This window comes from Actibacterium sp. (genome assembly GCF_041584535.1).
GTDB lineage: Bacteria > Pseudomonadota > Alphaproteobacteria > Rhodobacterales > Rhodobacteraceae > Actibacterium_D.
The window spans coordinates 1-2644 of the sequence record NZ_JBFHDW010000321.1 but is presented as its reverse complement, the minus strand read 5'-3'; the positions used below and the strand labels follow the sequence as shown (position 1 = coordinate 2644).

Here is a 2644-nt window from a genome sequence, read left to right as displayed (position 1 = left end):
CGCATGATTTTAACAACTTGCTGACGATCATTCTGGGCAATCTGGTGCCGCTTTCGGAACAGTTGACCGACGAAGAGTTGAACGAGGAATATCTTAGCCCGGCGATTTCGGCAGCGCGGCGCGGGTCGAATCTGACCAAGCGGTTGCTGACCCTGGCCCGGCGCGAGCCCTTTGACCCGACACTGGTGCCGATCGAAGACGCAATGCACGACCTGCTGAAGCTGCTGCGCTCGTCCCTGCCTGAAACGATCTCGGTGAACCATATCCCCAGCGACACGCCGCTGACGGTCCAGATTGATCTGGCACAGATGGAAATGGCTTTGCTGAATCTGGCGATGAACGCGCGCGACGCGATCTCGGGGCCGGGCAGCATCACCATCGAAACCACGCGCTATGATCTGCAACCCTCAGAGGCAGAGGTTTTGAAGCTGGCCGCGGGTCCCTTTGCCAAGATCACCGTCGCCGACACCGGCTGTGGCATGTCCGCCGAGCAATGCGAGCGGATTTTTGAACCGTTCTTCACCTCTAAGGCCGCAGGTGCCGGGTTTGGGCTGGGCCTGTCGATGGTCTATGGCTTCGTGCGCCAGTCGAATGGCGCGATCTGGGTGAACAGCATCCCCAACAGCGGCACCCGCTTCAGCATGTTGTTGCCGCTGGTCGAGACCCCGGCCACCGCCGAGACGGATTCTGCGGCTGACGCCGACATCCCTGCCCCGCCGGCGGCGTCGGATCTGGACCTTATTCTGGTGGTCGAGGACGATCACGAGGTCCGCCGCGTCGTGCGCCGCAAGATCACCAAGATGGGCTTTCCGCTGCTGGATGCCGAGAACGCCGCCGCAGCGCTGGACATTCTGCACAGCGTTCAGGGCGTGTCTTTGGTGCTGACCGATATCGCCATGCCCGGCGCCTTGGACGGGCTGGGTCTGGCAAAGACCATCCGCCACGATTTTCCCGAAATTCGGGTGATTCTGATGAGCGGTCATGCTAAGACGCTTGATCCGGATACCCTGCGGGATTTTCCGGTATTGACCAAACCATTCAGTGACGCCGAGCTGGCCCAGATGATCTCACAGGTCCGGGACGCCGCCGGTGACGCGACAAGCAAGGACGACGGGTGATGAAGACGCTGGTTTATCTGTTAGAAGACGATCCGGATATCTCGCGCCTGATCCGGCGCACGCTTGAACAACAGTCGTTTCAGGTCGAGGAATTTCGTCGGCAAGAGGACTTTGAGCGCGCCTTTGCCAAGCACATCCCCGATCTGTGCCTGATCGACCTGATTCTGCCGGATGGCGATGGCCTGCCGTTGATTGCCGACAAATTGCGCGGCAGCGGTGTGCCGACGATCATCGTGACCGGGCGCGGCAACCTGACCGACAAGGTGGTCGGGCTTGAGATCGGCGCCGACGACTATATCGTCAAACCTTTTGAGCCACGCGAGCTGGTGGCGCGGGTGCGGGCTGTTCTGCGCCGCACACGGCCGACCGATCGCAAACCGGCCGCCGCCACCAAGCGCAGCTTTGCACAATTCGGCGAATGGACCGCCGATTTCGATGGCTGCACCCTGATCGACGAAGAAGGCACCCGCATCCGCATGAGCGCGGCGGAAACCGCCCTGCTGACGGTGCTGGTCAAATCGGCGGGCCGGGTTCTGAGCCGGTCGCAATTGCTGGACCTGTCGGCCCCGAAAGAGCTGGAGCCCTTTGACCGCAGCATGGATGCGCGGATCTCGCGGCTGCGGCGCAAATTGCGCGACGATCCGCGCTCGCCGCGAATCATCCGCACCGTCTATGGCGCGGGCTATGTGTTCACGCTGGAAGTGGCGTGGACCGACAAGCTGCCGGAAACCTGACCCCCTGAAACGCGAAACGCGGGACGCTTTCTCAGCGCCCCGCGTTCCTGAACTGTCGGATAGCGAAAAAGCTTATGCTTCTTCGGCTTCCTCGGCTTCGTCTTCATCAGCACCAGCCGAACGCAGACCCGACGGGGCCGAGATGTTGGCGATGACAAAGTCACGGTCGGTGATCATCGGGCGGGTGCCTGCGGGCAGGGTCACGTCCGAAATGTGGACGATATCGCCGATGTTCATGCCGCTGACGTCAACCTGGATCGAGGCCGGAATATCGCCGGCGGTGACTTTCAGCTCGACTTCGGGACGGACAACCGTCAGAACGCCGCCTTTTTTCAGGCCCGGTGCGGTTGCTTCGCCGACGAACTCAACCGGAATATACAGGTTGATGCGCGAGGTGCGGTGCAGACGCATGAAATCAACGTGGATCGGCAGATCCTTGACCACGTCGCGCTGAACGCCGCGGCAGATCACGCGCACATCGTCCTGACCTTCAACCTTGAGGTTGAACAGGGTCGACAGGAAGCGGCCGGCTTTCAGGCGCTTCAGCAGGACGTTGAAGGGGATGTTGATTGCAATCGGGTCTGCGCCGCCGCCATAGACGACACCGGGTACCAGATTGTCACGACGAGCTTGACGAGCGGCCCCCTTGCCTGTCCCCGTCCGTACCGCGGCGATAAGATCGGGAATCTCACCAGCCATTGGTCTCTCCATAGGTTAACCGGGCATCCTCCAAGGGTGCATGCCCATGAGCCGCGGCGTATAGAGAGGTTCGGCGGCGAAGGGAAGCGGATT

3 protein-coding genes are annotated in these 2644 nt (G+C 61.4%); 2 read left to right on the top strand and 1 reads right to left on the bottom strand.

The window, feature by feature from the left end:
• Positions 1 to 1118 (top strand): ATP-binding protein (locus tag ABYW26_RS13035; RefSeq protein ID WP_372605339.1); only part of this gene is annotated, 1118 nt, incomplete at its 5' end.
• Entirely contained in the window at positions 1118 to 1852 is a 735-nt protein-coding gene (locus tag ABYW26_RS13030) for a response regulator (protein WP_372605338.1), read from the top strand. The genes ABYW26_RS13035 and ABYW26_RS13030, both read left to right, overlap by 1 nt.
• A gap of 72 nt (positions 1853 to 1924) precedes the next feature.
• Here the strand turns inward: ABYW26_RS13030 and ABYW26_RS13025 are convergent, their stop codons facing one another.
• The gene (locus ABYW26_RS13025) at positions 1925 to 2551 is read right to left on the bottom strand and encodes a 50S ribosomal protein L25/general stress protein Ctc (RefSeq protein ID WP_372605336.1); all 627 of its coding nucleotides are present in this window, start codon (positions 2549 to 2551) and stop codon (positions 1925 to 1927) included.
• Between the last annotated feature and the right edge of the window lie 93 nt (positions 2552 to 2644).